General features: G+C 74.1%; 13 protein-coding genes. 11 read left to right on the plus strand and 2 right to left on the minus strand.

The window, feature by feature from the left end:
- Nucleotides 1–192: 192 nt before the first annotated feature.
- From ACFTWP_RS20355 to ACFTWP_RS20405, 11 genes are all read left to right on the plus strand, one after another.
- Nucleotides 193–1,989: an ABC transporter transmembrane domain-containing protein gene (locus ACFTWP_RS20355; RefSeq protein WP_380265992.1), complete on the plus strand. Its 1,797-nt coding sequence runs from the start codon at nt 193–195 to the stop codon at nt 1,987–1,989.
- Between the two features lie 115 nt (nt 1,990–2,104).
- The gene (locus ACFTWP_RS20360; protein ID WP_380265993.1) at nt 2,105–3,877 is read left to right on the plus strand and encodes an ABC transporter ATP-binding protein; all 1,773 of its coding nucleotides are present in this window, start codon (nt 2,105–2,107) and stop codon (nt 3,875–3,877) included.
- 268 nt (nt 3,878–4,145) lie between these two features.
- Nucleotides 4,146–4,400: a LapA family protein gene (locus ACFTWP_RS20365; protein WP_380265995.1), complete on the plus strand. Its 255-nt coding sequence runs from the start codon at nt 4,146–4,148 to the stop codon at nt 4,398–4,400.
- Between the two features lie 35 nt (nt 4,401–4,435).
- The gene (locus ACFTWP_RS20370; protein WP_380265996.1) at nt 4,436–5,218 is read left to right on the plus strand and encodes an amino acid ABC transporter ATP-binding protein; all 783 of its coding nucleotides are present in this window, start codon (nt 4,436–4,438) and stop codon (nt 5,216–5,218) included.
- Nucleotides 5,219–5,229: 11 nt separating this feature from the next.
- Nucleotides 5,230–6,126 (plus strand): glutamate ABC transporter substrate-binding protein, encoded by an 897-nt coding sequence (locus ACFTWP_RS20375; protein ID WP_380265997.1) that lies wholly within the window; start codon nt 5,230–5,232, stop codon nt 6,124–6,126.
- 12 nt (nt 6,127–6,138) lie between these two features.
- Complete coding sequence (locus tag ACFTWP_RS20380; protein WP_380265998.1) at nt 6,139–6,783, plus strand: amino acid ABC transporter permease; 645 nt, start codon at nt 6,139–6,141, stop codon at nt 6,781–6,783.
- A complete protein-coding gene (locus ACFTWP_RS20385) occupies nt 6,780–7,697 on the plus strand; it encodes an amino acid ABC transporter permease (protein ID WP_380265999.1) in 918 nt (305 codons plus the stop codon). The genes ACFTWP_RS20380 and ACFTWP_RS20385 overlap by 4 nt, the downstream gene beginning before the upstream one ends.
- A 216-nt stretch (nt 7,698–7,913) precedes the next feature.
- A complete protein-coding gene (locus ACFTWP_RS20390; RefSeq protein WP_380266000.1) occupies nt 7,914–8,819 on the plus strand; it encodes a LysR family transcriptional regulator in 906 nt (301 codons plus the stop codon).
- Nucleotides 8,820–9,027: 208 nt separating this feature from the next.
- Nucleotides 9,028–9,591, plus strand: coding sequence for a cysteine dioxygenase (locus tag ACFTWP_RS20395; protein WP_380266001.1), 564 nt, complete (start codon nt 9,028–9,030; stop codon nt 9,589–9,591).
- 7 nt (nt 9,592–9,598) lie between these two features.
- Nucleotides 9,599–10,663 (plus strand): YeiH family protein, encoded by a 1,065-nt coding sequence (locus ACFTWP_RS20400; RefSeq protein WP_380266002.1) that lies wholly within the window; start codon nt 9,599–9,601, stop codon nt 10,661–10,663.
- Nucleotides 10,664–10,739: 76 nt separating this feature from the next.
- On the plus strand, nt 10,740–11,438 hold the full coding sequence (locus ACFTWP_RS20405; RefSeq protein ID WP_380266003.1) for a spermidine synthase: 699 nt from the start codon (nt 10,740–10,742) through the stop codon (nt 11,436–11,438).
- Between the two features lie 98 nt (nt 11,439–11,536).
- Here the strand turns inward: ACFTWP_RS20405 and ACFTWP_RS20410 are convergent, their stop codons facing one another.
- Together ACFTWP_RS20410 and ACFTWP_RS20415 are read right to left on the minus strand one after the other, a co-directional pair.
- Entirely contained in the window at nt 11,537–13,804 is a 2,268-nt protein-coding gene (locus ACFTWP_RS20410) for a glycosyl hydrolase family 18 protein (RefSeq protein ID WP_380266004.1), read from the minus strand.
- A 287-nt stretch (nt 13,805–14,091) separates the two neighbouring features.
- Nucleotides 14,092–15,672: an MFS transporter gene (locus ACFTWP_RS20415; protein WP_380266005.1), complete on the minus strand. Its 1,581-nt coding sequence runs from the start codon at nt 15,670–15,672 to the stop codon at nt 14,092–14,094.
- Between the last annotated feature and the right edge of the window lie 232 nt (nt 15,673–15,904).

Consider the following 15,904-nt stretch of genomic DNA (forward strand, 5'->3'; position numbering starts at 1 on the left):
TGAACCCAGCCCGCCGTGACGCCGCCGGCCCCGTAGCCGCGTGCCCTCCGCCCGCGGACGCCGCCCCGACACCACCTCCGTACCCCTCCACGCCCCGGATCCGCCCAGCGCGGCCCGGGTACTCGGCGGTGCCCCGCGATCCGGGGCGCGCGCCTGCCCCTCCCTGCCCGTTAACCCCCGCAACGGAGCGACATGCCGCTCAAAACCCTGCCGCTGCCCGACCCCGGCAGCCCCGACCTCTCCTCGCCGCTCGCCTTCCTGCGCTGGCTCCAGCGCAGCCAGCGACGCGGCCAGGTGCTCTCCACCCTCTGGGCGCTGCTGGAGATGGGCTGCCGGGCGGCCCTGCCGCTGCCGCTCGGCCAGGGCGTCCAGGCCGCCGTCGACGGATCGGCCGCCGGTCTGTGGCGGGCCGGCGCCTTCGCCCTCGCGCTCTCGGTCGTCGCCGCCGCCGGTACCGTGCTGCTGCACCGCCAGGCCGTCTGGAACTGGATCACCGCCGCGACCCAGGTCCGCCAGCTGGTCGCGCGCCAGGCCTCCCGGCTCGGCGCCGGGCTGTCCCGCCGGATCGCCACCGGCGAGATCGTCGCCGTCGGCAGCGGCGACGTGGAGAAGATCGGCTGGTACGTCGAGCTGGTCGCGCGCGTCCGCGCCGCGGTGCTGGTCTGGCTCGGGGTCAGCGCCGTCGTCCTCGCCGTCCAACCGCTGCTCGGCCTGGCCGTCCTGCTCGGCGTGCCGGTGCTCGCCGCCTCGGTCTGGCCACTGCTCGGCCCCTTCGAGAAGCGCTACGCCGAACAGCGCGCACTCGGCGGCCGGGCCACCGAGCTGGCCGCCGACACCGTCGCCGGGCTGCGCGTCCTGCGGGGCATCGGCGGCGAGGAGCTCTTCCTCGCCCGCTACCGGGCCGCCTCCCAGAAGGTCAGGGCGGCAGCCGTGCGGGCCACCCGGATCTGGTCGCTGATGCAGGCCCAGCAGGTGCTGCTGCCCGGCCTCTTCGTGGTCGGCGTCACCTGGTACGGCGCCCACCTGGCCGCCACCGGCCGGATCGGCATCGGCACCCTGGTGTCGGTGTACGGGGCGACGGCCTTCCTGGCCGCGCCGCTGCGCATCCTCGGCGAGGCCGCGCACGCCTGGAGCGTCGCCCGGGTCTCCGCGGGCCGGGCCGTGCGGGTGCTCGCCCTGACCCGGACCACCGGTGCGCCGGAGGCCTCCCTCGACCGCCCCGAGCACGGTGACCTGCACGACCCGCTCACCGGTCTGACCGCCCGCGCGGGCGAGCTGACCGCCGTGGTCTGCGGCGATCCGGACTTCGCGGGGGAGCTCGCCGAGCGCCTCGGCGGCCACGTACCGTCGGCCGAGGGGGCGGAGCCGGCCCGGGAGCGGCACGCGGTGCGGCTCGGCGGCACCCCGTTGGACGCCGTCCCGCTGGCCGAGGCCCGCGCCGCCGTCCTGGTCCACGACAAGGAGCCGGTGCTGCTCTCCGGCACCCTCGCCGAACTGCTGGACGTGCCCGCCTCCGGGCGGGTCGAGGCCGCCGACGCGCTGGCCGCCGCCCGCGCCGCCGACGTGCTGGACGCCCTGGTCGACGGCTCGCCCGACTGCGGCGGGGACCCGATGTTGGCCGGCATCACCGAGCGGGGTCGCTCGCTCTCCGGCGGCCAGCGCCAGCGCCTGGCCCTGGCCCGCTCGCTGTTCGCCGACCCGCCGGTGCTCGTCCTCGACGAGCCGACGAGCGCCGTCGACGCCCACACCGAGTCGCGGATCGCGGCCGGCCTGCGCAAGAGCCGGGCCGGGCGCACCACCGTCGTGCTCGCCACCAGCCCACTGCTGCTCGACCAGGCCGACCGGGTGCTGCTGGTCCACGACGGCCGGGTGGCCGCCGCCGGCACCCACCGGGAACTGATGCGCGGCGACCCGCGCTACCGGGCCGTGGTCACCCGCGAGGAGGACCCGGCCCCGGTGGCGGCCGCGGTCGTACCGGAGGGGGTGTGAGCGGCGTCCCCGTGCGGCACGCCGCCCCGTCCCGCTCCCGCCGGCGTCCACCCCGCCGCCACCCGTCCGCCCAGCACCCCGGCACCCCTGCCGGGCCCCGCCCGAGGAGCAGCGCATGAAGCCCCCCGCCCGATCGGAGAGCGGGCCCGCGACGATGCTGCCGGTCGGCTCCCCCGCCGCCGTCCGCGACTACGTCCGACTGCTGGCCCGCCGGCACCGGGTCAACTTCGGCTCGGTGGTGGCACTGCACGCCGTCGCCACGGTGGCCGGCCTGGTCGGCCCCTGGGTGCTCGGCGGGCTGGTCGAGTCGCTCGCCACCGGCACCGCCGAGGGTGCCATCGCGGCCGCCGTCGGCTGGTACCTGCTGGCCCTGCTGGTCCAGTCCGGGTTCACCTGGTGGTCCCGGCTGCGCGGCGGGGTGCTCGGCGAGGAGGTGCTGGCCGACCTGCGGGAGGACTTCCTGGTGCGCTCGGTGGCGCTGCCGCCCGGTGTGCTGGAGCGGGCCGGCACGGGGGACCTCGTCTCGCGCGGCACCACCGACGTCGACCGGCTCTCCAAGTCGGTGCGCGAGGCCGTCCCCGAGCTGGCCGTCGCGGTGGTCTCGCTGGTGCTGGTGCTCGGCGCCCTGGTGGTCACCTCCCCGCTGCTCGCCCTCACCTCGGTGATCGGCCTGCCGCTGCTGCTCGCCAGCTCCCGGTGGTACTTCCGCCGGGCCCCGCAGTCCTACCGCTCCGAGTCGGCCGGGTACGCGGCGGTCAACACCGTGCTCGCCGAGACGGTGGACGCCGGTCGCACGGTCGAGACGCTGCGCCTGGGCGAGGACCGGATCCGGCTCACCGACCGCAAGCTCGGCGAGTGGCTGGCCTGGGAGCGCTACACGCTCTGGCTGCGCTCGGTCTGGTTCCCGACCATCGACGCCGTCTACACCCTCGCGGTGCTGGGCACCCTGGTGCTCGGCGGTCTCTTCACCCTCCGGGGGTGGATCAGCGTGGGTCAGCTGACCACCGGCGTGCTCTACGCCCAGGCGCTGACCGGCCCGGTCGACCTGATCCTGCGCTGGTACGACGAGCTGCAGATCGGCCAGGCCTCGCTGGCCCGGCTGGTCGGCGTCCGGGAGGTGGAAGACCCGGAGACGGACGACTCCGTCCACCCGGACGGGCGCCGGGTGGAGGCCACCGACGTGCGGTTCGGCTACCGCGAGGGCGCCGACGTGCTGCACGGCATCAGCCTGGACGTGGCGCCGGGCAGCCGGGTGGCGCTGGTCGGCCCGTCCGGAGCCGGCAAGTCCACCCTGGGCCGGCTGCTGGCCGGGATCTACGCACCGGGCCGGGGCAGCGTCACCCTCGGGGGCGCCTCGCTCGCCCGGATGCCCGCCGAGCGGGTCCGGGCCCGGGTCGTACTGGTCAACCAGGAGCACCACGTCTTCGTCGGCACCCTGCGGGACAACCTCCGGCTGGCCGCGCCCGGGGCGGACGACACCGAGCTGCGGGCCGCACTGGTCGCGGTGGACGCCGGCGAGTGGGCGGACGCCCTGGAGCAGGGGCTGGACACCGAGGTGGGCTCCGGCGGCGTGGCGCTGACGCCGCCGCAGGCGCAGCAGCTCGCGCTGGCCCGGCTGGTGCTGGCCGATCCGCACACCCTCGTCCTGGACGAGGCGACCTCGCTGCTCGACCCCCGGGCCGCGCGGCACCTGGAGCGCTCGCTCGCCCGGGTGCTGGAGGGCCGGACGGTGATCGCCATCGCCCACCGGCTGCACACCGCGCACGACGCGGACGTGATCGCGGTGGTCGAGGGCGGCCGGATCAGCGAGTACGGCAGCCATCCCGAACTGGTCGCGGCCGGCGGCCCGTACGCGGCGCTCTGGCGGTCCTGGCGGGACGAGGGGTAGCGGCCGGCGGCGGCCCGGTGCTCCCTTCCCGGAGCGGCCGGGCCGCCGCACTCCGAGGGCCGGCAGGACCGCCCAGCCCTGTTCGGGCCGGGTTCCGGCCCCGGTCCCGGTCGAGGCTCCGGCTCTCCCGGCTCCCGCCCTGGTCGAAGGCTCCCGCCCCGGCCCCCGTCGCGGGAGTTGGGCCGTTCGGGTGTCGCGGCGGGACCGGGCGGGTCAGTCCCGGCCGGGCGGTGCGGGGATTCGGCGCGCCCGCGCACAGACTGCCCTGGTGACCAAGATTTCGGACGGCTCGTCATCCCCGGCGCCCAACAGGAAGCGGGAGATCGCCGGCATCCCGACCCGCTACCTGGCGATCGGTGCGATCGTCGTCCTCGCGTTGTGGTTCCTCTTCGCCAACCTCGACAAGGTGAAGATCCAGTTCTGGGTGTTCACCGTCACCGCGCCGCTCTGGATCGCCCTGCTCGCGACCCTGCTCGCCGGTGTCGCGCTGGGGTGGTTGCTCAAGGGCCGGCGCAGCAAGTAGTCGACCTCCTCGACCCCTGAGGAGGGATCGCACCGATGAGCACCGGACAGCCGGGCGCCGCAGGGACGGGCGCCGCCGTCTTCACGCCGCTGATCGAGTTGAGCGGCGTCAACAAGCACTTCGGCGACCTGCACGTGCTGCAGGACATCGACCTGACGGTGGGCCGCGGCGAGGTCGTGGTGGTGATCGGACCGTCCGGCTCGGGCAAGTCCACGCTCTGTCGGACGATCAACCGGCTGGAGCCGATCGAGAGCGGCAGCATCCGGATCGACGGGGAGCCGCTGCCGGTCGAGGGGCGGGGCCTGGCGAAGCTGCGGGCCGAGGTCGGGATGGTGTTCCAGTCCTTCAACCTGTTCGCGCACAGGACCGTGCTGCAGAACGTCTCGCTGGCCCAGGTCAAGGTCCGCCGGCGGGGCCGGGCGGAGGCCGACGCGACGTCCCTCGCCCTGCTGGAGCGGGTCGGGCTGGCCCCGCAGGCCGACAAGTACCCGGCGCAGCTCTCCGGCGGTCAGCAGCAGCGCGTCGCGATCGCCCGCGCCCTGGCGATGGATCCCAAGGCACTGCTGTTCGACGAGCCCACCTCGGCCCTCGACCCCGAGATGATCAACGAGGTGCTGGACGTGATGCGCGGGCTCGCGCACGAGGGCATGACCATGGTGGTGGTCACCCACGAGATGGGCTTCGCCCGCGCCTCCGCCAACCGGGTGGTCTTCATGGCCGACGGGCGGATCGTCGAGGACCGCAGCCCCGAGGACTTCTTCGGTGCCCCCGAGAGCGCGCGGGCCCGGGACTTCCTGTCCAAGATCCTGAAGCACTGAGGGCCGCCGCCGTGACGACCTCCGGACGCGCCCGCGCCGCCCTCGCCGTGCTGCTCCTGCTCACCGCCTGCGGCAGACCGGGCACTCCGCCGCCCAAGGGGCCGCAGCCCGGGGCGCTGCCCGTGTACCAGGTCCGCACCGGCGAGGCGGTCAACGGCTCGCCGACCCTGGACGCGGCCCGCGGCCGGGGCCACCTGGTGGTCGGCGCCAAGGAGGACCAGCCGTACCTGGGGCAGAAGAACCCGGCCACCGGCGAGTACTCCGGTTTCGACATCGAGATCGCCAGGATGGTCGGCGCCTCCCTCGGGTTCGGCCCGGACCGGATCCAGTTCAGGACCATCGCCTCCGCCAACCGCGAGACGGCCCTGCAGAACGGCCAGGTGGACTACTACGTCGGCACCTACACGATCAACGACAACCGCAAGAAGCTCGTCGGCTTCGCCGGGCCGTACTTCGTCGCGGGCCAGTCGCTGCTGGTGCGCCGGAACGAGGACGGCATCCACGGGCCGCAGGACCTGGCCGGCCGGAAGGTCTGCTCGGCGGCCGGTTCCACCCCCTACCAGCGGATCGAGAAGGACTACCCGCAGGCGGAGCTGGTCGCCTACGACACCTACTCGGCCTGCGTGGACAACCTGGTCACCGGGCAGGTCGCGGCCGTCACCACGGACAACGCCATCCTGCAGGGCTACGCCGCCAAGGTGCCGGACGAGCTGAAGATCGCCGGGGAGCCCTTCTCGAAGGAGCCGTACGGGATCGGCACCCCGCGGGGTGACACGGTGCTGCGGCTCGCGCTCGACGACGCGCTGGCGGTGCACGAGCGGAACGGCGACTGGAAGAAGGCCTACGACGCCACGCTCGGCCTGTCCGGGGTGCCGGCCCCCACCCCGCCGCCGATCGACCGGTACTGAGGAGCGCGCGGTATGGACGTCCTGACCGACAACTGGTCGATCTACTGGCACGGATTCGTCGGCACCCTGGAGCTGACCGCGGTGAGCGCCGTACTGGCCCTGGTGCTGGGCGCCCTGGTCGCGAGCTTCCGGGTCTCGCCGATCCGGGCACTGCGGGCCTTCGGCACCGGCTGGGTGACGCTCCTGCGCAACACCCCGCTGACCCTGCTGTTCTTCGTCGTGGTGCTCGGCCTGCCGCGCTTCGACATCGTGCTGCCGTTCTTCACCTTCTCGGTGCTGGCCCTCGGCTGCTACACCTCGGCGTTCATCTGCGAGGTGCTGCGTTCGGGCATCAACACCGTGCCGGTCGGCCAGGGCGAGGCGGCCCGCAGCCTGGGCATGACCTTCGGTCAGACGCTCGGCCTGGTGGTGCTGCCGCAGGCGGCCAGGTCGGTGGTGGCGCCGATCGGCAGCGTGCTGATCGCCCTCGCCAAGAACACCGCCATCGCCGGCTCGTTCAGCGTGGTCGAGCTGCTCGGCAGCTACCGCACCATCAACGAGCTCGGCTACGGCATCGTCTGGACGTTCGTCTGGATCGCCGTCGGATACCTGGTCATCACCCTCGCGATCAGCGCGGTCTTCAACCTCCTCGAACGACGAACGGCGGTGTCCCGATGACCGCGCCCACCTCCGCGCCCCCGGCCGCACCTCCCGCCCGGCCCGCCGCCGCGCCGGCCTCCGCCCTGTACGACGTGCCGGGCCCCAAGGCGGTCGCCCGGCACCGGCTCTACGGCCTGCTCGCGCTGCTGGCGATCACCGCGCTGCTCGGCTGGATCGTCTACATGCTGTTCCACACGCAGCAGTTCACGTACGAGAAGTGGATGGCGTTCGAGTACCGGGGGGTTCAGGAGCTGCTGCTGCGGGGGCTCGGCCGGACCCTGGAGGCCTTCGGCTGGACGGTGCTGTTCGCCCTGCCCTTCGGTGCGCTGTTCGCCGCCGGCCGGCTCTCCGACCACCGGGCGGTCCGCTGGGTGTCCACGCTGGTGGTGGAGTTCTTCCGGGCCATGCCCCTGCTGGTGATGATCTTCTTCATCTTCGTTGCGATGCAGGTCCAGCCGCTCTGGGCGCTGGTCGCCGGGCTCACCCTCTACAACGGCTCGGTGCTGGCGGAGGTCTTCCGGGCCGGCGTGCTCGCGGTACCGGCCGGGCAGCGGGAGGCGGCCTTCGCGCTCGGGATGCGCAAGACCCAGGTGATGGCGAACGTGCTGGTACCGCAGGCCAACCGGGCGATGCTGCCGGCCATCATCAGCCAACTGGTGGTGGCCCTCAAGGACACCTCGCTCGGGTTCCTGATCACCTACGAGGAGTTCCTGCACGCGGGCAAGCTGATCGCCACCAACCTGGACTACGACCTGCCGTTCATCCCGGTGGTGATGGTGATCGCGCCGGTCTACATCGGCATGTGCCTGGCGCTGTCCTGGCTGGCCCGCTGGGTGGAGCGCCGAAGTCGCCGCAGCCCGCGGAACCGGGGCGGCGCCCCGGTGGCCGAGGCCGGCGTGGTGCTGGGGCTCCCGCCCGAGGCGCAGCAGTAGGCCGGGTCGGGCCTGCGGCCGCCGTTCGGCCCCGCCGCCGTGGTGCGCCGCGCAGGTGGTCCACCGTGGTGAGCGTGGTCGGGAGTCGGGAGTCGGGAGCCGGGAGTCGGGGGCGGGGCGGGCGTCCGGGGGTCGAGGGGCGGGCGGTTCGGCTGAAAACCATAGGGGTAACGGGGAATTGCCCGGCACTCCACAATATTTGCTTATGATTCGACGGTGTTCGACTCCCGTCACATCAGGACCTTCCACGAGGTGGTCCGGGCCGGCTCCTACTCGGCGGCGGCCCGCGAGCTCGGCTACACCCAGCCGGCCGTCACCCAGCAGATGAAGGCGTTGGAACGCAGCGTCGGCGTCCCGCTGTTCACCCGGGCCGGCCGGGGGCTGCGGCTCACCGAGGCGGGCGAGGCGCTGGCCGGCCACGCCGAGCTGATCCTCGACAGCCTCTCCGCGGCGCAGCAGCAGCTCGCCGCGCTCGCCCGGCTGCGGGCCGGGCGGGTCCGGGTCTGCGCCTTCCCGAGCGCCACCGCCACCCTGATCCCGTCCGCCATCGCCAGCCTGCTCGCCGAGCACCCCGGGGTCCGGGTCGAGCTGCACGAGGCGGAGCCGCCCGACTCGGTGCGCCGACTGCTGCGCGGCGAGTGCGACATCGCGCTGGGGTTCGACTACCCGGGCTCGGCGGGCGGGCCGCCGGAGGGGGTCGAGGAGATCCCGCTGATGGAGGACCTGCTGACGGTACTGCTGCCGGTCGGCCACCCGCTGGGTCGCCGGCACGCTGTGCGGCTGGCCGACCTGGCCGGGGAGCGCTGGATCGCCGGCTGCCCCCGCTGTCGGGCCAACCTGCTGCACGTCTGCGCGGAGGAGGGCTTCGCCCCCGACGTGGTCTTCAGCACCGACGACAACCTCGCCGTGCAGAGCCTGGTGGCCGCCGGCGTCGGTGTCGCCCTGATGCCCGCCCTCGTCCTCAGCTTCATGTGCCACCGCAAGGTCACCGGCCGGACCGCCGAACCGCACCTGCGGCGGAAGGTCAGCGCCTACGTGCTGCGCGAGCACCGCCGGATCCCGGCGACCGCCCTGGTGCTGGACAGCCTGCGCTCCGCCGCGGCGGCCCGCTCCGGCTGCTGATCCGGCCGCGGGTCATGCTGCGGGTCCGGCCGCCGGTCCTGCCGCTGGTCCTGCCGCTGGTCCGGCGGCGGGCCGCGTCCGGGTTCGTCCGGGCCGGCCCCGGCGGGTCCGGGCGGGCTCCCGAGCCGCCGTCACCCATAAGCCGGGCTAGGGGAGAACGAACAAATCCTCCTTGGACGTGATGGGCCGCCGCGCCGACGCTGCTGCCATGGCCACTCCCACCACGGTCCCCGCGACCGTCCTCACCGAACGCGTGCAGGCCCTCGTCGGCGATATCCGCGAGGTGGTCGGCCGCGGCCTGCCGCCCGAACTCACCGCCTACCTGGTCGGCGAACGCCTCGCCCCCCACCTCGGGGCCGACCACCTGCTGACCGAGGCCCAGCGGCAGGGCGACCCGCAGCGGTACCTGCAGCACGTGCTGCACGCCGAACCCGACGGGTCCTTCTCGCTGGTGGCCCTCGTCTGGCTGCCCGGCCAGTGCACCCCCATCCACGACCACGTCTCCTGGTGCGTCGCCGGAGTCCACCAGGGCCAGGAGAGCGAACGCCGCTACCGGCTGGTCTCCGACGGCCGCACCGGCCGGCTGGTGGCCACCGAGGACGTCCTCGGCCCCCAGGGCAGCGTCGCCGCCTTCGCGCCGCCCGGCGACATCCACCGGGTGCGCAACGCCGGACTCACCACCGCCATCTCCCTGCACGTCTACGGCGCCGACGTCTCCCGGCTCGGCACCAGCATCCGCCGCGTCTACCGCCTGCCCGAGGGCGAGGGGTGAGGGCGGCATGGCGCTGATCCTGCGCACCCACCCCCGGGCCGCCGTCCGCCCCCCGCTGCTGCGCGGGGACGTTCCCGGCCTGCTGCTGGCCGGTGCGGGTGTGGTGGCGGCCCTGGCGGTGCACCGGGTCGTCCCGGCCGTGCCGAAGCTGACCGCCGCCGTGGTGCTCGGCATCGCCGCCGCCCACCTGCCCGGCCTGCGGGCGCTCGTCCGCGGCGCGGCCCGGCCGGGCCTCTCCACGGCCGCGCGGCGCCTGATGCGCCTCGGCATCGTCCTGCTCGGCCTCGCCCTCAGCGCCGACGACGTGCTCGGCCTCGGCTGGGCCACCGTGGTGATGGTGCTCGGCGTGGTCGCCGCCACCTTCGCCGGCACCTGCTGGCTCGGGCGCCGGCTCGGACTGCCCGGCGACCAGCCGCTCCTGGTCGCCACCGGCTACTCGATCTGCGGGGCCTCCGCGATCGGCGCGGTCAGCCAGGCGGCCGGCAGCGAGGAGGAGGACGTCGCCGCCTCGGTCGCCCTGGTCACCCTCTGCGGCACCCTCGCGATCGCCGTCCTGCCGCTGCTGCACCACCCGCTGGGGCTCGACGACGCCGGGTTCGGCCGCTGGGTCGGCGCCAGCGTGCACGACGTCGGGCAGGTCGTCGCCACCGCGCAGAGCGGGGGGCCGGCGGCGCTGCGCGAGGCCGTCCTCGTCAAGGTGATGCGGGTGGCGCTGCTGGCGCCGCTGGTCGCCGGGGTGGGCCTCGCCGCCCGGCGCGCCCGGGCGGGGGCGCTCGCCGCCGGCGCCCCGGCCCGCCCCGGCGCCGGCCGGCGCCCGCCCGTCCTCCCGCTGTTCGTCGCCGGGTTCCTGCTGATGATCGCGCTGCGCAGCACCGGCGCCGTTCCGCCGGGGGCACTGACGCTCGCCCAGGACGCCCGCGAACTCCTGCTGGCCGCAGCCCTGTTCGCGTTGGGCAGCGCCGTCCACCTGCCGAGCCTGCTGCGCACCGGCGGGCGCCTCGCCGCCCTCGGGCTGGCCTCCTGGGTGGTGGTGGCCGGAGTCTCGTACGCCGGGGTGCTGCTCACCTCCTGAGTCCGGCGAGCGGGCTCCGGGCTCGGATAGAGTCGCCCACGTACCAACAGCGACTGTCGAGACCCCGGAGCCCGCCATGACGACCGCACTGCCCGACCGGGACGGATCCCATGCCGTCGACACCCTCGACCGGCGGGAAGGCCCGTACGGCGAGGTGGTGTTGCGGCGGCGCGGCGAGCACTTCGAGATCATCGCCAACGGCTGTTTCCTGATGGACACCGCGGACGGCCGCTCCGAGCGGCTGCTGATCCGGGCCGCCCTGGACGAGTTGGGTCCGGCCGCGGCCGGGGCGAGCGTGCTGATCGGCGGCCTCGGCGTCGGCTTCTCGCTCGCGTACGCCGCCGCCGAGCCGCGCTGGGGCCGGATCGCCGTGGTCGAGCGGGAGGGCGCGGTCATCGACTGGCACCGCCGGGGCCCGCTGGCCGCCTTCTCCGCCGGCGCCCTGGACGACCCCCGGGTGGAGGTGCTCCACACCGATCTGCTGGAGTACCTGGCCGCCGGCGGCGAGAGCTACGACGCGCTGTGCCTGGACATCGACAACGGCCCCGACTGGACGGTCACCGACTCCAACGGCGGGCTGTACGGCCCCCGGGGGCTGGCCGGCCTGTGGCACCGGCTGCGGCCGGGCGGGGTGCTCGCGGTGTGGAGCGCGCAGCCGTCCGCCGCCTTCGAGGAGGCGCTGCGCACGGCCGGGTTCTCGGGTGTCGTCACGCACGAGGTCCCGGTGGCCAGGGGAGTGCCGGACGTCGTGCACCTGGCCCGCCGGGCGGCCTGAGCGACGTCGCGGGGCCGGCCCGTGACGCGGCCGGGGCCGACCGTGGCGCTGCCCGCCACCCCGGGGCGGGGTGGCGGGCAGCGCGTCCGACGGGGGTGCTACTTCAGGCCGTTGTCCACGGCGGCCATCAGCTCTCCGTTGGCGGTGTCGCCGTCGAAGGACCAGACCATCGCGCCCGCCAGGCCCTGGGACTTGATCCAGGCGGTCTTGCGGGCGATCTCGGTCGGGTCGTCGTACGTGTAGAGCACCGACCCGTTGTAGATGTACGCGAAGCCGGCCACCGGGTCGCGGTAGACGGTGTAACCGCCGCTCGTGGCCATGTCCTTGAGCTTGTGGTAGTCCTCGTACCCGGCCTCGTAGGTGCCCGGGCCGGGGCCCGTGCCGGTCTGGAAGAGGCCGTTGGTGGTGCCGCGCGGCACGCCCGTCCAGCCGCGCCCGTAGAACGGGATGCCGAGCGTCAGTTTGCTCTTCGGCGCACCGCCGTTGACGTAGGCGTTGATGGCGATCTCGGAGCTGAACTTCTGGGTGGCCGGGCTCGGGTCGCCGGCCGGGAGCTTGATCGCCGACTGCTGGTTGGTGACGTTCTCCCAGCCGCCGTGGTAGTCGTAGCCCTGGATGGTGGCGAAGTCGAACGCGCCGAACAGGCCGGGGATGTCGATGCCGGCGGAGATCTTCAGCGGGTCGGCCGGGAGGAAGGCGCTGAGCGTGTAGTGCTTGCCGTTGGTGGCGCCGAGGGCGTCCAGCTGGCGGCGGAACTCCTGTGCCAGCAGGGTGTAGTTGGCCTTGTCGGCGGGCTTGAAGACGTTCCCGAGGTGGCCGTCGGAGTTCGGCCACTCCCAGTCGAGGTCGATGCCGTCGAAGATGTTCGCGGCGCTGCCGGCGCCGCCGCGGCCGTCGATCACCGGCAGGTTGCCCTTGATGTACAGGTCGATGCAGGAGCTGACCAGCGCCTTGCGGGAGGCGTCGGTGGCCGCCGCGTCGGAGAACCACTTGCTGTACGACCAACCGCCCAGCGAGATCTGGATCTTGAGGTTGGGGTACTTCGCCTTGAGCTGCTTCAGCTGGTTGAAGTTGCCCGCGAGCGTCTGGTCCCAGGTGTCGGTGGTGCCGGCCACCGAGCTGCCCGCGTCCACGCCCCGGCCGTAGTCGGCCCAGGCGTCGCCGGCTCCGTCACCCGCGTTGGGGTCGGAGTCGGTGCCGGCCGCCTTGTTGGTGAGGAAGCACTGCTTGGTGCTCGGGTGGATGTTGGCGAAGGCGTAGTTGAGCGTGGTGAGGCGCCCCGCCGAGCCGGAGGTGTCGAGCTTCTTCACGCTGTAGCCGCGTGCGTAGATGCTCCACTGGGTGAAGTAGCCGATCTTCAGGGCGGGGCCGGGATCACCGCCGCCGGGCTGCGTCCTGGCGCTCACCGCGGCGGAGGCCGCCGACGCGTTGCCGGCCGCGTCGCGGGCCTTGACGGTGAACGTGTACGCGGTGTCGGCGGCCAGCCCGCCCACCGTCGCCGAGGTGCCGGTGACCGTGGTGGCCAGCGCGGTGCCGTTGTACACGTCGTACGCGGTGACGCCGATGTTGTCGGTGCTGGCGCCCCAGCTCAGGGAGACGCTGCCCGAGGTCGTCCCGGTCACGAGCGGGGTGCCCGGGGCCGTCGGCGGCGCGGTGTCCGGGACGGTGGTCGGCGGGGTGGTCACGGCGAGCGGGCCGGCTGCCGCCGAGCGGTTGCCGGCGGCGTCCACGGCCTGCACCGTGAACTGGTACGTGGTGGCGGCGGTCAGACCCGCGACGGTGGCCGAAGTCCCGGTGACCGTCTGGACCTTGACGCCGTTCTGGTAGACCTCGTAGCCGGTCACGCCGACGTCGTCGGTGCTCGCGGTCCAGGCCAGGGTCGCACTGGTCGAGGTGGTGGCCGTGGTGTGCAGGGCGGTGGGCGTGCTCGGTGCGGTGGTGTCCGGTCCGGTGACGCCGCCGCACGGGCTGCCGTTCAGCTTGCAGTTGGCCAGCGCCTGGTAGCTGCCCGAATAGGCGATGTTGAAGCCGAAGTTGTACGAGGCGCCGGGGGCGATGGTGGCGGCCCAGCTCGGGTTCTTGACCGTCACGTGCGAGGCCGCCGTGGTGTACGTGGCGTTCCAGAGCGAGGCCACCGTGTTGGCGGCCGGGAGGTCGAACTCCAGCGTCCAGCCGTTGAGCGCGGTGGCGGAGCCGTTGGTGATGGTGTAGCTGCCCTCGTAGCCGCTGCCCCAGTCGCTGCCCTTGGCCAGGGTGGCGGTGGGGGAGGCGGCGTGGGCCGAGGTGGCGGGCAGCGCGACCGCGATCAGCGGGGCGAGCAGGCTTCCGGCTGCCAGCAGGGAGATTCGGATCCGACGTCTGCGCATGGATGTGGCTCCTGTCCAGGGGCGCGTCCGGGCCGGGCCCGATGCGCCCCGTTACCTGTGGGGAGGTGTCAGGTGCGTGGAGCGGTGCTGCTCCGGCCAGGGGGCAGCGCGGAGCGGGGACCTCGGGCCGTCGGGTTGCCGTGGAGGTCCTGTGCTTAGCGAGGGTAGGGAGCGTGGCACCAACTGGCAATAGGTCTGTACCACTTGACGCCGTGGACCTGACATGCGGTGCGGCCCGCCGCCCCGTGCCGGCGGGCCGCACCGCGGTTCGCGGCGCCCGGTGGTCGTCAGCTCGCGCCGGACAGTGCCGCCCGGTCGGCGGGCCGGTCGGCGGGCGCGCGCACACCGCGCAGCAGGAGCGGCGTCACGGCGGCGCCGACGACCATCACCGCGGCTGCCGCCAGGGCGGCCAGGTGCAGGCCCGAGGTGAACGCCGTCCGGGCCAGCTGGGCGACGAACTCCCCGGTCGGGCCCGGGAGTCGGGCCGACACGTGGAGTGCGCCGCTCAGCGTCTCGCGGGCGGCGTCCGGGGTGCCGGCGGGCAGCGAGTCGGACATCCGGGCGTGGTACAGGGCGACGCCGGCGGTGCCCAGCACCGCGGTGCCCAGGGCGCCGCCGAACTCCTGGCCGGTCTCCAGCAGGGCGGCCGCGGAGCCGGCCCGCTCCGGCGGCACGGTGCCGAGCGCGAGGTCCGCGACCAGGCTCATCGCCGACACGCCGCCGAGGTTGGTGACCGTGACGCCGGCGAGCGCCAGCCAGAGCGGCGAGTGCGGCCCGATCAGCGTCAGCCCCCCGAAGCCCGCGGCCGCCACCAGGAAACCTCCGCTGATCACCCGGACCCGGGAGAGGCGCCGGGCCAGCGCCGCGGCCCCGGCCGCGCTCGCACCGATCAGGACGGACGGCGCCAGGCACCACAGGGCGGCGGTCAGCGGGCTCAACCCGAGCACCGACTGCAGGTACTGGGTGGAGAACAGGACGAAGCCGATGACGCCGAACATCACCAGGGTGTTCACCGTCATCGCACCGCTGAAGCCCCGGTCGCGGAAGAGCCGCAGGTCGATCAGCGGCGAGGCGGCCGTCCGGAGCCGGACCAGGAACGCCGCCCCGACGGCCAGCCCCAGCGCCATCGCCAGGACCGGCAGGGTGCCGAAGCCGTCGGCGGCGCCGCGCTTCAGCCCGTAGATCAGCGGGAGGACGGTGCCCAGCGAGAGCAGGGCGCCCGGCAGGTCGAAGCGCCCGGGCGCCGGGTCCCTGGACTCCGGCACCAGCAGCGGGGCCAGCACCAGCAACAGCAGCATGGCGGGCGTGTTGACGAGGAACACCGAGCCCCACCAGAAGTGCTGCAGCAGCAAGCCGCTGAGCACCGGGCCCACGGCGATGCCGCCCGCCATCGCGCCGGTCCAGATGGCGACGGCGGTGCTCCGCCGGCGCTCGTCGGGGAACAGGTGACGCACCAGGGCGAGCGTCGACGGCATCAGCGTGGCGCCGCCGATGCCGAGCAGCGCCCGGACCCCGATCAGGGCCTGCGCACTGCCGGCGTACGCGGCGGCGACGGAGGCCAGGCCGAAGGCGGCGGCGCCGAGCAGCAGCAGGCGCCGCCGTCCGATCCGGTCGCCGATCGACCCCATGGTCAGCAGCAGGCCGGCCAGCACGAAGCCGTAGATGTCGAAGATCCAGAGCTGCTGGGTGGCGGTCGGCGCGAGGTCCTGGTTGATGAACGGGACGGCGAAGTAGAGCACCGACACGTCCATCGAGACCAGCAGCAGCGGGAGCAGCAGGACGGTGAAGGCGATCCACTCCCGGCGGGAGGCGGTGCGGGCGGCCGGCCGGCCCGGCCCCTGGTCTGGTCGGCGTGCGGTGTCGGACACGGGTACCCCCGGGGTGCTCGGAGCGTACGGCGTACGCATTGCTGTGCAGAAGATAGGCGGTACGGCGTACGCGGCACAAGTTCCCTGCAAAATAACGCTATTGGCCGCTAGTGCACTAGGGCACGTCGGTGGTCGACGGCCTCGGGCGGTCCTTCGGCGGACCTGCGTGCGTACGGCCCGGGCAGTGCACTAGTACACTGCCCGGGAGGGCGGGGACGCCGCGGACGACGGA

The organism is Kitasatospora sp. NPDC057015 (genome assembly GCF_042673745.1).
GTDB lineage: Bacteria > Actinomycetota > Actinomycetes > Streptomycetales > Streptomycetaceae > Kitasatospora.